Origin of the sequence: Rhizobium bangladeshense (assembly GCF_001662075.1) — a bacterium.
Lineage (GTDB): Bacteria > Pseudomonadota > Alphaproteobacteria > Rhizobiales > Rhizobiaceae > Rhizobium > Rhizobium bangladeshense_B.
Window position 1 is genome coordinate 401,236 of the sequence record NZ_LYPL01000002.1, and the last position, 15,853, is coordinate 417,088.

Sequence of the window (15,853 nt, forward strand, 5' to 3'; positions counted from 1 at the left end):
CTCCACGGCTATCCGACGGATGCGGCATGGGCGTGCGGAAACGCACAGCCGGCCTGTCTATGTCTTTTTTAAATGCGCATTAGCGACTGGCAAAATAAGGTCGGCCCTCGTCTTTCCTCCGATTTGATTCTTATTGGCCGGACAGAAAAATGGTTTATTCAGAAGTGGTGGCGGAATTCACCGATAGCGTGCCATGCGGGGCACCGGAGGGCAATGATGTTGGCGAAACGGCCGGGGCGCTGCGACAGGCGCTCGACGAGGGGCATGGAATCATGAGCGCAAACCGTGTTCTGGTTCTTGAGGACAGTCTGATCATCGCCATGGAGGCGGAGGATATTCTGCGCCTGGCCGGCGTCGACGGCATCGATATCGTCGGCAGCCTGGAACAGGCGAGGGCGGCGATCGCTGCGGAAAGCTATGATTTCGCCCTTCTCGACGTCAATCTCGGCGAGGGCATGAGCTTCGGGTTTGCCCGCCATCTTCTCGATGTCGGCATCCCCTTCGGCTTCGTCAGCGGCTATTCCGATATACGCGATTTCCCGCCCGACCTGCAGCATATACCGCTTCTGGTGAAGCCTTTCGACGAGAAGGCGATGTGCGAATTCCTGCAGAGGCTTCTTCCGGCCGCGGCTTGACCCGGCCGGACGCCGAAAGCACGCTGTAACGCTTTGAATTGCTGCATAATTCCTATTCGATTTCGATGGCGGGAATTATGCGGTAGGATGGAATCGTCAGCCGCAGGGACTTCTTTCGATGCAGTGGCAGGACCACGCGATTGTTCTGGGTGTCAAGCGCCACGGTGAGACGAGCGTCATCGCCGAGGTGATGACGCGTGATCGCGGCCGCCATCTCGGCCTGGTGCGTTCCGGCCGCTCTCGCGCCATGCAGCCGGTGCTGCAGCCGGGCAATGCGGTTGAGGTCCTTTGGCGCGCCCGGCTCGATGAACATCTTGGCGAATTCCGCGTCGAGCCGGTGACGCTGCGCGCCGCCCGCCTCATGGAAACTGCGACCGCCGTCTACGGCGTCCAGGCGATGGGTGCGCTGCTGCGGCTGCTGCCGGAGCGCGACCCGCATCCCCACCTTTTCGACGCGCTGGAGGTCATCCTCGATCATCTTCATAATCCGGCCGATGCCGGCGAGCTCTTCGTGCGTTTCGAGCTGGCGGTGCTCAACGATCTCGGCTTCGGTCTCGATCTTGCCGAATGCGCGGCGACCGGCGTCCGTTCCGATCTCGCCTATGTCTCGCCGAAATCCGGCCGCGCCGTCAGCCGCAGCGCCGGTGCGCCATGGGCGGACAAGATGCTGCTCCTGCCGCCCTTCCTCGGCGCCGAAGGCAATCAGGCGGCGGACTTCGACAGTCTGGCAGCAGCATTCCGTCTGACGGGATTCTTCTTGCATCGCCATGTCTACGAGCCGCGCGGTATGGAGGCTGCGGCCGCACGTGACGGCTTCGTCCAGGCCGCACTCAAGGCGCTCAATCCAGCCTTGCGGATGCTTTCCGGTCCAAGCGACGTCTCCGCCTGACCTCGTTTTTTACTGCTGCAAAACATCCTCCGGATTTGGCGGTTTACCCGCCTGGGAGCTCTTCCTATGTCTTGAAGGGCTGCCAACCACGGAGGAATCTCATGCTGACCAAGACCGCATCACCGACGACGATCACGCTCTGGAACGGCCGCGAAATTCCACGCCTCGGCATGGGATGCTGGGCGATTGGAGGTCCTTTCTTCGCCGGCGACACGCCGCTTGGCTGGGGTGAGGTCGATGACGACGAATCGGTGGAAGCAATTCATCGCGCCATCGCCCTCGGCATCCGCTTCTTCGACACCGCCTCAAATTACGGCGCCGGTCATTCCGAGGAAGTGCTCGGCCGGGCGATCAGCAATCGTGACGACATCATCGTCGCCACCAAATTCGGCTTTGCCACCGATCCGGAAACGAAGCAGGCAATCGGCGCCTTTGCCGATGAGGCGTTCGTCCGCCGCTCCGTCGAGACATCGCTGCGCCGTCTCAAGCGCGACCGCATCGATCTCCTGCAATTCCACCTCAATGATTTTCCGCTGGAGCAATCGGATGCCGTCTTCGATACGCTGGAGGCGCTGCGTGCCGAAGGCAAGATCGATGCCTTCGGCTGGAGCACCGATCATCCCGATCGCGCCGCTCGCCATGCCGGGCGCAACGGCTTTGTCTCGATCCAGCATACGATGAATGTCTTCGAGCCGGTGCCGGAGATGATCGCCGTGGTCGAGCAGAAAGGCCTGGTCTCGATCAATCGCGGTCCGCTGGCCATGGGACTGTTGACCGGCAAGTTCACCGCCGACAAGGCAGTCGGCGCCAAGGATGTCCGCGGCGCAGCGCTCGAATGGATGGTTTACTTCAAGGACGGGCGCATGGCCCCGGAATTTGCCGCAAGGCTCGATGCCGTCCGCGACCTTCTCAAATCAGGCGGCCGCACGCTGACGCAGGGAGCGCTCGCCTGGCTCTGGGCAAGGTCGCCGCGCACCTTCCCCATTCCGGGCTTCCGCACCGTCGCCCAGGTGGAGGAAAATGCCGGCGCGCTGGAGAAGGGGCCGTTGCCGGCCGGTGTCATGGCGGAGATCGATGCTGCACTCGGGCGTCCGTGAGAGGTGGGGACTTTCCCCACGCTCCCTCATTCCTGTGCTCGTCACAGGAATTGAGCCACCGCATCTGCGCGGTGAATGACTTTCTCCCGCGCCCAAGGACTTGGGCGCACTGGATTCCTGCGACAGGCACAGGAATGAGGGAGGATGTGGCGGCCCTACCGCCGTGCACGAACCTTCAACGCCCAGCCCTCCGGCCTTTCTTCGACGACGCGGACCGTGTCGCCAATCGTGATCCTGCCGCTGCCGCGCGGCGTGACGTTCCAGCCGAACAGCGGGCCGGGCACGCGCCGGTCGGCCGACATGCGGATGCGGCCCATGGCCGGCATCGGGTTTGCCACTTCGCGTGACCCGGTCAGCTGGTCCTGCGTCGTCATGATGCAGCGCGAGCAGGGCTTGACGAGATCGAAGCGGATGCCGGCGACCTCAATCGCCGCCCAGCGATCCTCCGGCCAGGCCTCGTCGGTGTCGATGACGATATTCGGCCGGAAGCGCTCCATGCCGACGCGGCCTTCGCCATGGGCGGCGAGATCGTCGTTCAGGGCCTGCAGCGAACCGGTCGTCGTCACCAGGATCTGGTAGCCGTCGGTAAAGCTCACCGGCGTGCCTTCGCCGGCCCATTCGGCATTCGCCGTCCGCTGTGTCTGTCCGTCGAAAAACACCAGCCGCACCTCGCGGCCGAGCCATTCGGAAAGCTGGCGGTTGCTCTCTGCATCGGCGACGGCGGCGCTGACGGTCGATTTCCACACATTCACATCCATGCGGATTTCAGGCCGGGGCGGCGGCACCGATATCTCAGGCTTGCCCTGCATCAGCAGCCGGAAGGCGCCGGCCTCTGGCCGAATTTCGATGCGCGCGAGGTCCGGCAGTTCGCGCTGGGTGATGAAGTGGCCCTGCGTGTCGGTGATCATCGCCCGCCGGTCGCCGGGAAGCCCATAGGCGTCAATATCGGCGGCGGGCAGCGCAATGGCGCGAGCGCTCTTGAGCGGGTAGATGAAGAGGTCGCTGACACGCATGCCGTTCTCCTAAATTTCGTCCATGAATGCCGAGAGAAAATCACGCAGGCTTTTGTCACGAGCAGCTGCCAGCCGGCGACCGGTCTCGGTCTGGAACCCTTCCGCCAGTTTGAACAGCTTCGTCTGGAAATGGTCAATGGCATAACGCTTGTCATCGAGGGCACGGTTCGATGCCGCCGGGTCGAACGGATCATAGAGCCCGGATCCCATTCGTCCGCCGATATAGAAGCAGCGTGCGACGCCAACCATGCCGATCGCGTCCAGCCGGTCGGCATCCTGTAGGATCTTCGCCTCGATCGTCCGAGGAGCCACCCCGGCGGAGAAGCTGTGAGCGGTGACGGCATGCGCCACGGCGCCGATATCCGCCGCGCTCCAGCCGAGTTCGGCCAAGATTGCCGACGCTTTTTCTGCCGCCAACGCCGATGCTTTGGCCCGTAAGGGGGAATTCTTTTCGACCGCGACACAGTCGTGCATAAGCACGGCAGCGGCGAGGATGCGTCCGTCTCCGCCTTCGCCCGCGTGGATGCCCATGGCGTTTTTGAAGACGCGCAGGATATGGGCGAGATCGTGTGAACCGTCGTCGCCTTCGGCCGCATGCGCAATCAGCGACGCTGCAAGCGTCTCATGAGGGGAGAAGGCTTCGGCCTTGAACATTGCGCCACCTGTTATTGGGGAAAATCGTCCATAGCGCACCGGCCGAAAGCGAAGCTTCCGGGAAGCGGCGCGGCTACGAAGGGCTGCGGAACACTGAGCCGGTTTTGTAGCGGCTTGCCATGCGAGTCGCAATCACGAGAAATCCGTCGCACCGTCGCTTGCCGGCGGCATGGAGAGAAGGTGCGGCACATCGCGAGCAGGGCGCGGCGGACTGATGTGATAGCCCTGGATCTCGTCGCATTCCTCGCATTCGAGCAGCGCCAGCTGGGCGGCCGTCTCGACGCCTTCGACGGTGACGCGCATGCCGAGCGCATCACCGAGCAGTATGATTGCGCGCATGATCGCATGCGCTTCCTGATTGTCGACGATGTCGTTGACGAAGGATTTGTCGATCTTGATTTTGTCGAAGGGGAAGCTCGAGAGATAGCTCAGCGAGGAATATCCGGTGCCGAAATCGTCCATCGAGACGCGGATGCCGCGCTGCTTCAGTGCGTGCAGGATCGGCAGCACCTCACTGAGGTTCTCCATCAGCACGCTCTCGGTGATTTCGAGTTCGAGCCGTGACGGCGACAACGCGGCTGCGGCAAGCGCTTCGCTGACATCTTGCGTCAGATCGCTGCCGCTGAACTGGACCGCCGAAACGTTAACTGCGACCTTGATGTCTTCCGGCCATTCTGCCGCATCGCTGCAGGCCTGGCGCAAAACCCAGCGGCCAATATCGACGACGAGGCCGATCTCCTCGGCAAGCGGGATAAAATCCATCGGCGATACGCGGCCGCGGATCGGGTGGTTCCAGCGGATCAGCGCTTCGAAACCGCAGATCCGTCGCTTGGAAAGGTCGTAGAGCGGCTGGTAGTATAGCTCGAATTCCTCCTGTTCGACGGCGGCGCGAAGATCTGCCTCGAGAGCGTGGCGCAACTGCATCTGCGCTTCCATCTCGCTGGTGAAGAAGCGCTCGCGCTTGCGTCCGTCGGCTTTGGCATGCAACAGCGCCACGCCGGCATTTTTCAAAAGGATATCCGTTTCCTCGCCATCCCTGGGAGCGATCGCAATGCCCATGGAGACGCTGAGCTCCACCCTTTTTTCGCCGTGCAGGAATGGCTCGGAAAGCGCGCGGCGGATCCGGTCGGCCAACGCCGTCACGTTCCAGGGCTGCTGCCTGCCGGTCTGCAGGATGGCGAATTCGTCTGAACCCAGTCGCGCCAGAGTATTGTCCGAGCCGGCCGAGGCTCGGATACGCTCGGCGACCTGCTGTAGGATCTTGTCGCCGACCGACACCCCGATCGTGTTGTTGATCGATTTGAAGCGGTCGAGATTGAGGTGGACGAGGGCAATCTGCTCGTCCGGCTTGCGCTCCGCGAGCGTGGCGTCGACCTGCTCGCGGAAATAGATGCGATTGGGAAGATCTGTCAGGAGATCGTGATGGGCGAGATAGGTGATACGCTCTGCTGCTCTTCGATCCTCCGTCACGTCGGCATGGATGGCGATGTTGCTGCCGTCGGAGAGTATCTTCACCACGCTTTGAATAATGCGGCCGTCATTCATCAGCCATTCTCGCCGGCGGATGCTGCTGTTCCCCGCCTTAGCGGAGGCACGTCGGCCGGTTCGCCGGCCGCCGGGTGAGACGGCGCTCTCCCTGCCGCGTATCTTTCCGATGAGCTCCGTAATCGTTGCGCCCGCGGCGATATCCTCCGGCGTCAGGCCGAAGAGCTGGTGGAAGCGGCCATTGTAGAGTGTCAGCCGCTGGTCGGCGTCGAAGACGCTGAGGCCGAGCGGCAGGTTGTTGAGGACGATCTCGAAGAGTTTTTTCTGTCCGTCGAACGCCTGGCTAAGGGCCGAAAGATTGCCTCTCAGAGACAGGTTTTCCTTCAGCAGCGTTTCCGCGCCCTTCTCGATTGCGTCATAGTCGCTTTCATGGCCGCGATAGGTTGCGATCACCAGCTCCATCAAACGCTTCGCGTCGATTGACCCGTCGGCCATGACAGCCTCTGTGCATTGCCGCCAGAAGAGCGCTTCAGCTTTCATGGGAAGCGTCTTGGAGAGCGGCTACGGTATAAACCGCCCGCCGTTGATGCACGTGCCTCAAAAAGCTGGTCATGAAACCCTCAAAGACATACATGAATTCGATCTCTACAAGCGTCTGGTGGCAATACCGCAGATTATTCTGGAGCTGCCGGATTAATATTCGGTTGCAGTGCAGCAAGCGCACACGCGTGGTCCGAATTGATCTTTTGTATCAAAAACCGCTGAAATATCGGTGAGGCTGGCGACAAAGCGCCGATTTGACGGTCATCCGTTAATGCGCGTCAATCTTCATTAATGAGAAGTTAACAACTTATTGACGCACTGCGCAAATCAGTTTAACCACCGAGTCACTCGTTATTTTCCGCTCTCGTATTGCGTACAAACACCACCGGCAAAAGGCGGTGCATGGAGGTTTGTATGACCCGTACCACATCCGTTTCAGATACTTCATACGCATATCTTGCGACACTTTCGCGGCTCGATTCCAATGGTGACGGCGTGCTCAGCCGCGGCGAACGTGCCGCCGATGATAAGCCCGGTATCATCAAGCAACTGCAGGAGGACGGCACGACCGGCGACACGCAGCCGAAATTTTCCGGCAGCCTGATTGCGCTGATGATGGACACCCGCGACACCGCCTCGACGAGCAGCATCGCCGTTCCCTATCCATTGCAGCAGACTGCGCCGACGACCGGCGATCAATCCGACGATCTTTACCGGAACACCTACGGCCAGTTCGATTTTGACGCCGTCGCCTGACGGCGTCTGGATCCAGGTGATCTGCAAGCCGGCCCATTGGCCGGCTTTTTCGTCGGGTGGTCGGCGGAGGAACACCTTTCGGGTTGACACGTTCAGAAAGGACAACCGGAGGGAAGGAGATCTCCATGAAAGCCATGCGCATCATCGCCGCCGTGAGCCTGCTTGCGATTGCCCTGCCGGCAGGCGCTCAGGACAAGCAGACGGCGGTCGCCAATTTCGTCGGCAAGGACGGCAAGGAAACCGGCCGCGCGCAGCTGACCGCCGCCGCCAACGGCGGCGTGCTGCTCGAAGTGGAGATATCGGGACTGCCGGCTAATAAATGGGTGGCCTTTCATGTTCACGAGACCGGCCGCTGCGATGCGGCAACCCATCACGAATCGGCAGGCGGTCATTTCAATCCAGGCTCGGCCGAGCACGGGATTCTGGCGGCCAAGGGTCCTCATGCCGGCGATATGCCCAATCAATATGTTGGACAGGATGGCGTGTTGAGAGCCCAGATATTCGATGGCATGGTGACGCTTGACGGCAAGAAAGACGGCATCCGCGGCCGCGCATTGATGGTGCACGCGAATTCGGACGATTATCGCAGCCAGCCTTCTGGTGACGCCGGGGAGAGACTTGCCTGCGGCGTCGTTCAATAGGCCGACGCCCCCCACAGCAATGTTTCACTGTCGCGTCGGCTTTTCGGCCGTCGCGTTGCCGTTGGACCTCTTTCCCGGCGCGGGGTTTGAATCGTCCCGCAAAGCGGCCGGATCGTCCTTTTCGTCGAAGGCAAGTTTTACCCGCTTCACCATGTCACGGCTGACCTGCCACCAGTCAGCGGTCTTTGCCCAGTAGCGCAGCGTCACCGATATTGTGCTGTCACCGAGGCTGTCGATGAAAACGCTCGGGGCCGGTGACGGCAGCACCCTGGGATTGCCTTTGGCAATGCCCATCAACGTCTCCATCGCCAAATCAAGATCGTCCTCACGAGAAATGCTGACCTTCAGGTCGTTCTGCCGCGTCGGTTCGCGGCTGAAGTTGGTAATCGGCGTATTCCAGAGCGTCGAATTCGGTGCCAGCCGATAGAGCCCGTCGCCGGTCCTGAGTTCCGTCGCAAACAACCCGATCTCGCGCACCGTGCCGGTGACGCTGCTGGTCTCGATATATTCGCCGACGCGGAACGGTCTGAGGATCAGCAGCATGATGCCGGCCGCAATATTCTGCAGCGTCCCTTGCAGCGCCAGCCCGATCGCCAGGCCGGCTGCGCCGAGGGCGGCGATGATCGAGGCAGTCTGGACGCCGAATTGGCCGAGCACGGTGATGAACACCAGGATCAGCAGTGCATAGCGGATGACATTGGTGAAGAAGCGCGCCAATGTCTCGTCGATGCCATGGATGCGCGACAGGCCTTCATAGGCCCAGCGGCTGACGAAGCCGGCCAGCGTCCAGCCAACGACGAGCAGGATTACCGCTCCGAGGATGGAAAAGGAATACTGGACTGCGAGCGCGCTTGCCTGGCTCAGTGCCGTGCGGGTGGCAAGAAAGACGTCGGCTGCTTGTTGTTCCATGATTTGGCCCTGCGGATTGTGCGTGGTCGAGGGCAAGATGGAGCAGCCGGCGGCAGCGTCAACCGCAGGCGGCGTCCCGGATCCCAAGCAAGAAGGGCGCATTGCCGTCGGCATCGGCGCCGCGCCCGATTGCCCGTACGGCCGCGACCAGCCGGCCGCCGCGGTCAAGCAAGGTGTCGCCGATCTCGATCAGCCGGGTATTCGGCGTCGCGAAAGGCGAGGCTGCGCGCAGCCGCTGGGCCAGTTCTTCCTCGCTCTGATCCGGTGCGAGCGACAATGCGGCGATGAGAGCGGCGGCCGGGGATCGCGACACGCCCATCCAGCAATGGATGAGCAGCGGCGTCTCCTGTCGCCACGATGCGGCAAACTCGATAATCCCCTGCACATGCGATTCATCAGGCGCCACGAGACCGCCGGTGCCCTTGAACGTGATGTCGTTCATTGCAAGCGTCAGATGGCGTTCGGGCGCGATCACGCCCGGCCGGTGAAAGGCCTGTTCCTTGGCGATCAGGCTGATCATGTCGCGGGCCTTGTGGCGCACCGCCAATTCGGCGATGCGTGACAGCGGCGAGACGACGATGAAGCTCACGATCCGATCTCCCGCTCGGCCTCGATCGCCGCGAAGCGCTCACAGAACAGCCGTTGCGCTTCCACTGCCGGAAGCGGTTCGATCATCAACATTTCCCTGCTGACGCCGCGCGGCTGGCCGAAGAATTTTTGCGCCTCGGCCGGCGTGAAACCGGCAAGCACCGTCGCCTCGAAATAGGCGGCAATCGTGTCGGCCTTCTTGATTCGCTCCTTGAGCTCGCGCGTGGGATGCGGCGGCAGGCCGAAGCGCAGGTGTATGGCCGCCTCGAGTCGCATTTCCACCGTCTTGTAGCCGCCGCCGACCACCGATTTGAACGGCGAGATCATGTCTCCGATCACATATTCGGGCGCGTCGTGCAGCAGCGCCATCAGGCATTCCTCCGCCCGGGCATTGTTGAAGCGGCGGAAAATATCTTCGACGACGAGACTGTGCTGCGCCACCGAAAAAGCATGATCGCCCGACGTCTGGCCGTTCCAGCGGGCGACGCGCGCGAGCCCATGGGCTATGTCGGCGAGTTCGACATCAAGCGGCGAGGGATCGAGCAGGTCGAGCCTGCGTCCGGACAGCATGCGTTGCCAGGCGCGCGGAGCCTTAGTCGTCACGCGCTGGCCTCGTCGGCGCTGGTGGGGAAAACAAGGCCGGACCATGGCGGCAGGGCGAGAGAAACCGGCGTTTCGCCGGCCAGCAGCGGCGTGCCTTCCGACATCGCCGCGCCGGCGCGGTCGATGCGCACGATCGCAAGGCCGCTGCCGCCCTCGACGGAGCCGAGTGTGCCCACTGCCTTGCCGGCAGCAGTGATCGCGGTGCCCGTCGCCGGCAGAGCCACTGCGGCGGATACCGTGACGACGCGCCGGCGCGCGGTGCCGCGGTGCTGCATGCGTGAAACCACTTCCTGTCCGACATAGCAGCCCTTTTTGAAGGAGAGGCCGCCGTTCAGATCCATCAGCACGTCATGCGGAAAGGCATCCTGCAGCGCAAAGTCCGATCCCGATATCGCAATGCCGTGGACGATGCGCAACGCGTCGTAGAGCGCCTCAGCGCCATCACCGTGCCGTCCCGGCCGGCGGGTCAGGGTGATGCCGGCCTTGGTGAAGCGGCTGTCCCGGACGCCCTGGCTGTCCCGGACGCCCTGGCTGTCCCGGGCGCCCCCGGCGTCCCTGATTCCATCGGCACCTTCGCCCCAGCAAACGCTGACGCCTTCTTCGGCGACTGGCGCAAGCGTGACGGCGGCCCGCAGCCTGTAAATTGTCAGCCGCTTCAGCAGCGCATCGCGCTGGCCAACATCGGTTTCGATCACATAGCCGTCGCCGCCCTGCCAGATCATGAAGTCGAACAGGATCTTACCCTGCGGCGTCAGCAGCGCCCCGGGCCGCGCCTCGTCTGAAGCAAGCGAGGCGATATCGGTAGTGATCAGGTTCTGCAGGAAGGATTGAGCGTCCGCGCCGCCGACGGAGAGCAATGAGCGGTCTTTCAGGAATACGGATGGCATGGCGGAACCTGTCGCGTTGGTGATCGCTCAGAGGTATGACTTCATAAGGTGGATCGCAAGCGCCATGCGGCTTGCGTGGGGCGTCAGTCGCCTGCCGTAAAGAATTTCCATTTGCCGTCGGGCGTAATGCCGAGGCGGTAGAAATTATATCCGCCGAATTCCTGCATGTCGGACAGATCGCCGGCGGTGACGATGCGCAGCAGTTCGACGCGTTCCGGCGGCGTCAGCGATTTCAAATCTTTCTCGGCGAAATAGGGCCAGACATACATGTCTTCGGGTGTGCCCTGGCCGACATGCACGAAGCCGGTCGAGACGATGTCGAGCATGATGGCGAGGATTTCGTCCCCATCGGGATCGCCGGAGAGATCCTTCAGCGTGCCGATCGGATCGTCTGTAGGCTCGCCGACGGTTACCTGCGTCTGTTCTGCGCCGGCGCCCATCAGCGGACGTAGCCGTTCGAGATCGCCGGAGGCGGCCGCCTCGACGATCTGCTGACGCATCTTGCGCACCGGCTCAGGCGCCTTGCTGATGTCGTGGATCACCTCGACGGGCTTGGAATTGTCTTGCGTGCCCGGCGTTTTGTCGACGTTCTGGCTGTTGACCAGCGGATCGGCCATGGGAACGCCCGGGGTGCCGCCCTGCGGCTGGCTCTGCCCTTGGGCACTTCCCTGTGCCGGCTGATCGTTCGGCTGGCCGGGGATCTTGTGCAGTTCGGAAAGCGCATAGGCCGAGGGCGCAAGGGCGAGACTGCCGGCGGCAAGGCTGAATGCAAGCATCACCGGCGCGAGCGGAATTCGCGAAACTTTCTCTTTACCGATGCGCATCGAACTCTCTGATAATAATTATTGCAGGGTGCGGTTGGCGGAGAATTCGCCGGCAAGCATACGGTCGCGCAGCGAATCAAGCAGAGCTTCGGCGCTGTTTTCCCCGTGCAATCTAATGGTCTCGCGCAGTGCATGCGCGATGGCGGCATCAGCAATGATCTCAGGCTCGATCCCGTCGGCCATGCCGTCGGCCCAAGCCTCGTTCTGGTACTCCAGAGCCGCCTGCATCTTTTCGTGGACGATCATGTCGTCGATCTCGTTGAGGCTTGCTTCCATTGTCTTTTCCTCAGAACTTCTCATCTCTTACTGCACCGTTAACAACACTAACAGCCTTTTCCCAAAACGACACGTCCGCATGCGAAAACAGGTTAATTAAACGTTAATTTCCAAAGCGCGAGGTAATTTCTGTGGCAAGTGTTGCACCTTCGTTACGGTAGCGCTCTTCTGCCACGATGGCCGCCGGGGTGCAATCCGTATAGACCGAGGCGAAGGCGCGATAGCCGCGATTGAAGGCTGCCGTGAGCCTTTCCTTGCGTGGCGGTTCGTTGCCGGCCTCCGAATCAAGCAGCTGCTGCATGCCCTTTCGCCACTCATCACCGCCCGCCGCCTTGCAGAGGGTTCGCAGATAATGCACCGAACCCAGCACTTCGGCGAGCCGCGCGAGCTTGTCGTCATAGGGTACGATCACGGCCGGCGGCGCAACTTCCTCCTCCTGTGGAGGCGGCGTGTTCTTACCCTGAGCCATGGTGGGGCCGGCGAGCACGAGCAGGGACAGAACAACGCGTCGAACGGGAATCATGCTCCCAGTTGATACGTTGAGCATGACGGCAACAAGGCGCGCTTGAAATTTTCCACTTCTATTCGCCGCCCGCCAGAGCATGATGCCGAAAAGTGCCAGCGGTTTTCGGATGACATCGTGCTCTAAACTTAATTCAGAATAGGATGATTATCGGCCGGTTGGCCGATAATCATCCGGTGCCAGCCGTTCCGCGCATTCGAGCACGCTCTGCGGCACGGGCAATCGCCGAATTTCATCCACCGTGTACCAGCCCAGCGCCGCTGCATCGTCGGCGGCTTCCGCCACTATGTCCCGGTCGGCCTCGACGCGAAAGACCGACAGGAAGAAATGGCTCTTGATGCTGCCGTCCGGCCCGTGCGTCTTCAGGTCATAGGTCGAAAACAGCCGCGGATTATGTGCCGAGATGCCGGTTTCCTCGCGGAATTCCCGCAGCGCCGTCTGCTCCGGCGTTTCGCCCGGCTCGGCGCGCCCACCTGGAAAGGCATACATGTCGGCGGAAGGCGGGTTGCGTCGCAACACCAGCAAAAATCGCCCGTCGCGTTCGAGAATGGCGGAGGAGGCGGCTTCGGCGGTGGAGATCATAAGACTGCCCTCGTTGTGACGATCGATTCTATCGCATGGACCGATTGTTGCATGCCGCCGCTGCCCGGCTTCCGCAATTTTTGTGTGGGTCGGCTCGGAAGACAAGGCCCGAAAGGCGGTGCAGCGGTTCCCGTGATGACGACATGTGTGCAACAAAGATTCCAGATTTTCGAAAGGGCTTTGCGTGACCTATATCATCTATGCCTTTGCCGCCGTTTTCGAGATTGCCGGCTGCTTCGCCTTCTGGGCGTGGCTGAAGCTCGAAAAGCCCGTCTGGTGGCTGGCGCCGGGCATGATGTCGCTCGCGCTTTTCGCCTGGCTTCTGACGCTGGTGCCGAGCGAAGCGGCCGGCCGAGCCTTCGCAGCCTATGGCGGCATCTATATTCTCGCGTCGCTGTTCTGGCTGTGGCTGGTCGAAGGCCGCGTTCCCGATCGTTATGATATCGGCGGCGGATTGATCTGCCTTGCCGGGGCGAGCGTCATTCTCTTTGCGCCGAGGGACTGAAGCATGCCGCACAAGCGCAACGCGCTCGCTCTTTGGTCGCGGCATGTTCTTGTCGTGAAATTCCTGTACAGTCTTGCGCGGCATGCTCAGGCGCCTTGACCGGACTCGAGCCGGGTGCAAAGACAGGCCGATGTGTGGACGTTTCGCCCTGACAAGTTCCAGCGCAGAGCTAAGCAATTTCCTCTCCGGTGTCGATCTCGGCGATTTTCCGGCGCGCTACAACATCGCCCCGACGCAGCCGATCCTCGTCGTTATAGCAGGTGAGGGCAGGGAGCGAGGCAGCAACCTGGCCGACCGGCGCGCGGTGCTGGTGCGCTGGGGTTTTACCCCGGCCTGGGTCAAGGACCCGAAGGAATTTCCGCTGCTGATCAATGCCCGCGCCGAGACGGCGATCGGCAAGGCCTCGTTTCGGGCGGCGATGCGTCATCGCCGCGTGCTCATTCCGGCCTCGGGTTTTTATGAATGGCATCGTCCGCCGAAGGAAAGCGGCGGCAAGCCGCAGGCCTATTGGATCAGGCCGCGTCACGGCGGGATCGTCGCCTTTGCCGGGCTGATGGAAACTTGGTCCTCGGCCGATGGCTCGGAGGTCGATACCGGCGCGATCCTGACGACGTCGGCCAATGCGGGCGTCTCGGCGATCCACGATCGCATGCCTGTCGTCATCAAGCCGGAGGACTTCTCGCGCTGGCTCGATTGCAGGACGCAGGAACCGCGTGAGGTGGCCGACCTGACGCAGCCCGTTCAGGACGATTTCTTCGAGGCCGTACCGGTCTCCGACAAGGTCAACAAGGTTGCCAATATGGGGCCTGATCTGCAGGAGCCGGTCGTCATCGAACGGCCGCTCAAGCCAGCCGAGAAGCAAAGGCCGAATAACGGCCAGCTCAGCTTTTTCTGAAACGCTATCGGCCGCCTCTGGCACGGTGGTCTGTTCGGCTCATTCGCGATGTCACGGCGTCGCGCAAAAAGCGCGTAGCGGTTTTGCGGCAACGACATGCCTGAGAACAAAGACCCATAGCGCAAGAAGCGAATCCGCAAGATCACGACGCTTTAGAAATATGCCGCAGTCTTGGGGCAACGGCATGCCGGAAACTGGAAGGTGAAGCGCAGGTGACGGCAGTTCGAAGCTCGGCGCTTCAAGCGGATTTCTTGACGCTCTCCGGCTTGTTCTTTGCCATCAGCGATGCCGCGGCAACGGCCTTCAGGCCGACGGGGCGATAGTTGGCGGCGAGGTCCGGCTTGGCCGTCTGCTGTTCACCGGTACTATTCTTCTGCGAAGTCACGGATACTCTCCTTTACGTGGTTCTTCCCTGGATATTTTATTTTTGCAGTTTCGCCAGAAATAGCGACAAATCGGCGGCGTCGCTTATCAGGAATTGTGAACGCCCACCATAATTCGCGAGGCTTAACTGAAGCCTACGTTGGTTAATACTTACTGAAGGAAGCGGTTCCAAAAAAACTGCGCAGCCGTTTTCCCCGGGGAAAGCTCATGGCTTTCCCGGAAGAAGCGCACGTTTTCCGGGAATAGGCGAGAACAAGGGGAGAAGCATTTCAACGGGAGAGAGACCAGGAAATGCCGGAAGATCAGATGTGACGGCCGATATCATCGTCGCCGACGCCGGGCTCCTCGATCGTCAGCGTCCCATATTTCCGCCGCCATTTCCGCGCGCCGAAAGGAAGCGATACGAGATAGGCGGCCACGGTAAACACCATCACCTCCCAGGTGTAGCTCATCAGCAGAGCCACATAGAGTACGACGCCAAGCATCATCGGCAGCACGAGATCGCGCCGCAGCCGGTTGCCCTCCGATTTGCCCGACCAGACGGGCAGCCGGCTGATCAACAGGAAGGCGATGAACACGGTGTAGATCGACGAGACGAAGGCGAAGGTGCGGTCGGTCGCGATGCCAAGGAAGCCGAGATAGACCGGTAGCAGCACCAGCATGGCGCCGGCCGGCGCCGGCACGCCGACGAAATATTCCGATTGCCAGCTCGCCTTGTTCTCGCGTTCGGCCATAACGTTGAAGCGGGCAAGGCGCAGTCCGGCGGCGATCGCATAGATCAGCGCCGCGATCCAGCCGAGCGAGCGCGCCTGGTCGAGCGCGAAGACATAGACGACGAGGGCGGGCGCGACGCCGAAATTGACGATATCGGCAAGCGAATCCATTTGCACGCCGAACTTCGAGGTCGCCTTCATCAGCCGTGCCACCCGCCCGTCGATGCCGTCGAGGAAGGCGGCGACGAGCACCATGGCGACGGCGAGCTCGTAGCGATTTTCGAAAGCCAGCCGGATGCCGGTCAGCCCGGCGCAGATTGCCAGAATGGTGATGAGGTTCGGAAAGACGAGACGGAGCGGGATCTCACGCAGACGCGGGCCGCGGGCGGAATCATCCGGACCATTGGGCTCGAAGGGCGGAAAAGGCGTTTCCATATCGCGTTCCAATCTA

The 15,853-nt window shown here is 61.7% G+C and carries 21 protein-coding genes; 8 read left to right on the forward strand and 13 right to left on the reverse strand.

Features of this window, described 5'->3' with window-relative positions:
• The first annotated feature begins 149 nt into the window (after positions 1–149).
• The 3 genes from A7X77_RS05930 to A7X77_RS05940 all read left to right on the forward strand — a co-directional run bounded on the left by A7X77_RS05930 (position 150) and on the right by A7X77_RS05940 (position 2,621).
• Positions 150–635 carry a response regulator gene (locus A7X77_RS05930; RefSeq protein ID WP_064682065.1) on the forward strand — a complete coding sequence of 162 codons (486 nt, stop codon included), beginning with the start codon at positions 150–152 and terminating at the stop codon, positions 633–635.
• A gap of 118 nt (positions 636–753) precedes the next feature.
• Positions 754–1,524 (forward strand): DNA repair protein RecO, encoded by a 771-nt coding sequence (gene recO / locus A7X77_RS05935; protein WP_064682066.1) that lies wholly within the window; start codon positions 754–756, stop codon positions 1,522–1,524.
• Positions 1,525–1,625: 101 nt separating this feature from the next.
• Positions 1,626–2,621: an aldo/keto reductase gene (locus tag A7X77_RS05940; protein ID WP_064682067.1), complete on the forward strand. Its 996-nt coding sequence runs from the start codon at positions 1,626–1,628 to the stop codon at positions 2,619–2,621.
• Between the two features lie 155 nt (positions 2,622–2,776).
• Here the strand turns inward: A7X77_RS05940 and A7X77_RS05945 are convergent, their stop codons facing one another.
• The 3 genes from A7X77_RS05945 to A7X77_RS05955 form a co-directional block, all read right to left on the reverse strand.
• Positions 2,777–3,634: an MOSC domain-containing protein gene (locus A7X77_RS05945; protein WP_064682068.1), complete on the reverse strand. Its 858-nt coding sequence runs from the start codon at positions 3,632–3,634 to the stop codon at positions 2,777–2,779.
• 9 nt (positions 3,635–3,643) lie between these two features.
• Positions 3,644–4,288 (reverse strand): HD domain-containing protein, encoded by a 645-nt coding sequence (locus A7X77_RS05950; RefSeq protein WP_064682069.1) that lies wholly within the window; start codon positions 4,286–4,288, stop codon positions 3,644–3,646.
• Between the two features lie 132 nt (positions 4,289–4,420).
• The gene (locus tag A7X77_RS05955) at positions 4,421–6,313 is read right to left on the reverse strand and encodes a putative bifunctional diguanylate cyclase/phosphodiesterase (RefSeq protein WP_064682070.1); all 1,893 of its coding nucleotides are present in this window, start codon (positions 6,311–6,313) and stop codon (positions 4,421–4,423) included.
• 10 nt (positions 6,314–6,323) lie between these two features.
• Here A7X77_RS05955 and A7X77_RS32975 point away from each other — a divergent pair, with 10 nt between their 5' ends.
• The 3 genes from A7X77_RS32975 (at position 6,324) to A7X77_RS05965 (ending at position 7,713) form a co-directional block, all read left to right on the forward strand.
• A complete protein-coding gene (locus A7X77_RS32975; protein WP_156668084.1) occupies positions 6,324–6,470 on the forward strand; it encodes a hypothetical protein in 147 nt (48 codons plus the stop codon).
• Between the two features lie 260 nt (positions 6,471–6,730).
• Positions 6,731–7,072 carry a hypothetical protein gene (locus A7X77_RS05960; protein WP_064682071.1) on the forward strand — a complete coding sequence of 114 codons (342 nt, stop codon included), beginning with the start codon at positions 6,731–6,733 and terminating at the stop codon, positions 7,070–7,072.
• Positions 7,073–7,197: 125 nt separating this feature from the next.
• Complete coding sequence (locus A7X77_RS05965; protein ID WP_064682072.1) at positions 7,198–7,713, forward strand: superoxide dismutase family protein; 516 nt, start codon at positions 7,198–7,200, stop codon at positions 7,711–7,713.
• Positions 7,714–7,737: 24 nt separating this feature from the next.
• Here A7X77_RS05965 and A7X77_RS05970 read toward each other — a convergent pair whose 3' ends face one another.
• From A7X77_RS05970 to A7X77_RS06005, 8 genes are all read right to left on the reverse strand, one after another.
• On the reverse strand, positions 7,738–8,622 hold the full coding sequence (locus tag A7X77_RS05970) for a mechanosensitive ion channel family protein (RefSeq protein ID WP_064682326.1): 885 nt from the start codon (positions 8,620–8,622) through the stop codon (positions 7,738–7,740).
• A 58-nt stretch (positions 8,623–8,680) separates the two neighbouring features.
• Positions 8,681–9,211 carry a tyrosine phosphatase family protein gene (locus tag A7X77_RS05975; protein WP_064682073.1) on the reverse strand — a complete coding sequence of 177 codons (531 nt, stop codon included), beginning with the start codon at positions 9,209–9,211 and terminating at the stop codon, positions 8,681–8,683.
• On the reverse strand, positions 9,208–9,780 hold the full coding sequence (locus A7X77_RS05980; protein ID WP_064682074.1) for an HD domain-containing protein: 573 nt from the start codon (positions 9,778–9,780) through the stop codon (positions 9,208–9,210). The genes A7X77_RS05975 and A7X77_RS05980 overlap by 4 nt, the downstream gene beginning before the upstream one ends.
• A gap of 29 nt (positions 9,781–9,809) precedes the next feature.
• Positions 9,810–10,700, reverse strand: a complete 891-nt coding sequence (locus A7X77_RS05985) for a YgfZ/GcvT domain-containing protein (protein ID WP_064682075.1) — start codon at positions 10,698–10,700, stop codon at positions 9,810–9,812.
• Positions 10,701–10,783: 83 nt separating this feature from the next.
• A complete protein-coding gene (locus A7X77_RS05990; protein WP_064682076.1) occupies positions 10,784–11,524 on the reverse strand; it encodes a hypothetical protein in 741 nt (246 codons plus the stop codon).
• Positions 11,525–11,542: 18 nt separating this feature from the next.
• Positions 11,543–11,800 (reverse strand): hypothetical protein, encoded by a 258-nt coding sequence (locus A7X77_RS05995; RefSeq protein WP_039618865.1) that lies wholly within the window; start codon positions 11,798–11,800, stop codon positions 11,543–11,545.
• Positions 11,801–11,903: 103 nt separating this feature from the next.
• Entirely contained in the window at positions 11,904–12,347 is a 444-nt protein-coding gene (locus A7X77_RS06000) for a TIGR02301 family protein (RefSeq protein WP_197486798.1), read from the reverse strand.
• Positions 12,348–12,470: 123 nt separating this feature from the next.
• On the reverse strand, positions 12,471–12,905 hold the full coding sequence (locus tag A7X77_RS06005) for an NUDIX hydrolase (protein ID WP_064682077.1): 435 nt from the start codon (positions 12,903–12,905) through the stop codon (positions 12,471–12,473).
• A gap of 184 nt (positions 12,906–13,089) precedes the next feature.
• On the opposite strand from A7X77_RS06005, the gene A7X77_RS06010 reads away from it, so the two are divergent.
• Both A7X77_RS06010 and A7X77_RS06015 read left to right on the forward strand, forming a co-directional pair.
• Positions 13,090–13,410 carry a YnfA family protein gene (locus tag A7X77_RS06010; protein ID WP_064682078.1) on the forward strand — a complete coding sequence of 107 codons (321 nt, stop codon included), beginning with the start codon at positions 13,090–13,092 and terminating at the stop codon, positions 13,408–13,410.
• 130 nt (positions 13,411–13,540) lie between these two features.
• Positions 13,541–14,305: an SOS response-associated peptidase gene (locus A7X77_RS06015; RefSeq protein ID WP_064682079.1), complete on the forward strand. Its 765-nt coding sequence runs from the start codon at positions 13,541–13,543 to the stop codon at positions 14,303–14,305.
• A gap of 238 nt (positions 14,306–14,543) precedes the next feature.
• Here A7X77_RS06015 and A7X77_RS33400 read toward each other — a convergent pair whose 3' ends face one another.
• Both A7X77_RS33400 and pssA read right to left on the reverse strand, forming a co-directional pair.
• Positions 14,544–14,690 carry a hypothetical protein gene (locus A7X77_RS33400; protein WP_197486799.1) on the reverse strand — a complete coding sequence of 49 codons (147 nt, stop codon included), beginning with the start codon at positions 14,688–14,690 and terminating at the stop codon, positions 14,544–14,546.
• 301 nt (positions 14,691–14,991) lie between these two features.
• The gene (gene pssA, locus A7X77_RS06020) at positions 14,992–15,837 is read right to left on the reverse strand and encodes a CDP-diacylglycerol--serine O-phosphatidyltransferase (protein WP_064682080.1); all 846 of its coding nucleotides are present in this window, start codon (positions 15,835–15,837) and stop codon (positions 14,992–14,994) included.
• Positions 15,838–15,853: the final 16 nt, after the last annotated feature.

Coding starts and splice junctions, on each gene's coding strand:
- A7X77_RS05930 (WP_064682065.1), top strand. CDS start 150: ATGGTTTATTCAGAAGTGGTGGCGGAATTCACCGATAGCGTGCCATGC.
- recO (WP_064682066.1), top strand. CDS start 754: ATGCAGTGGCAGGACCACGCGATTGTTCTGGGTGTCAAGCGCCACGGT.
- A7X77_RS05940 (WP_064682067.1), top strand. CDS start 1,626: ATGCTGACCAAGACCGCATCACCGACGACGATCACGCTCTGGAACGGC.
- A7X77_RS05945 (WP_064682068.1), bottom strand. CDS start 3,634: ATGCGTGTCAGCGACCTCTTCATCTACCCGCTCAAGAGCGCTCGCGCC.
- A7X77_RS05950 (WP_064682069.1), bottom strand. CDS start 4,288: ATGTTCAAGGCCGAAGCCTTCTCCCCTCATGAGACGCTTGCAGCGTCG.
- A7X77_RS05955 (WP_064682070.1), bottom strand. CDS start 6,313: ATGAAAGCTGAAGCGCTCTTCTGGCGGCAATGCACAGAGGCTGTCATG.
- A7X77_RS05960 (WP_064682071.1), top strand. CDS start 6,731: ATGACCCGTACCACATCCGTTTCAGATACTTCATACGCATATCTTGCG.
- A7X77_RS05965 (WP_064682072.1), top strand. CDS start 7,198: ATGAAAGCCATGCGCATCATCGCCGCCGTGAGCCTGCTTGCGATTGCC.
- A7X77_RS05970 (WP_064682326.1), bottom strand. CDS start 8,622: ATGGAACAACAAGCAGCCGACGTCTTTCTTGCCACCCGCACGGCACTG.
- A7X77_RS05980 (WP_064682074.1), bottom strand. CDS start 9,780: ATGCTGTCCGGACGCAGGCTCGACCTGCTCGATCCCTCGCCGCTTGAT.
- A7X77_RS05985 (WP_064682075.1), bottom strand. CDS start 10,700: ATGCCATCCGTATTCCTGAAAGACCGCTCATTGCTCTCCGTCGGCGGC.
- A7X77_RS05990 (WP_064682076.1), bottom strand. CDS start 11,524: ATGCGCATCGGTAAAGAGAAAGTTTCGCGAATTCCGCTCGCGCCGGTG.
- A7X77_RS05995 (WP_039618865.1), bottom strand. CDS start 11,800: ATGGAAGCAAGCCTCAACGAGATCGACGACATGATCGTCCACGAAAAG.
- A7X77_RS06000 (WP_197486798.1), bottom strand. CDS start 12,347: ATGCTCAACGTATCAACTGGGAGCATGATTCCCGTTCGACGCGTTGTT.
- A7X77_RS06005 (WP_064682077.1), bottom strand. CDS start 12,905: ATGATCTCCACCGCCGAAGCCGCCTCCTCCGCCATTCTCGAACGCGAC.
- A7X77_RS06015 (WP_064682079.1), top strand. CDS start 13,541: ATGTGTGGACGTTTCGCCCTGACAAGTTCCAGCGCAGAGCTAAGCAAT.
- pssA (WP_064682080.1), bottom strand. CDS start 15,837: ATGGAAACGCCTTTTCCGCCCTTCGAGCCCAATGGTCCGGATGATTCC.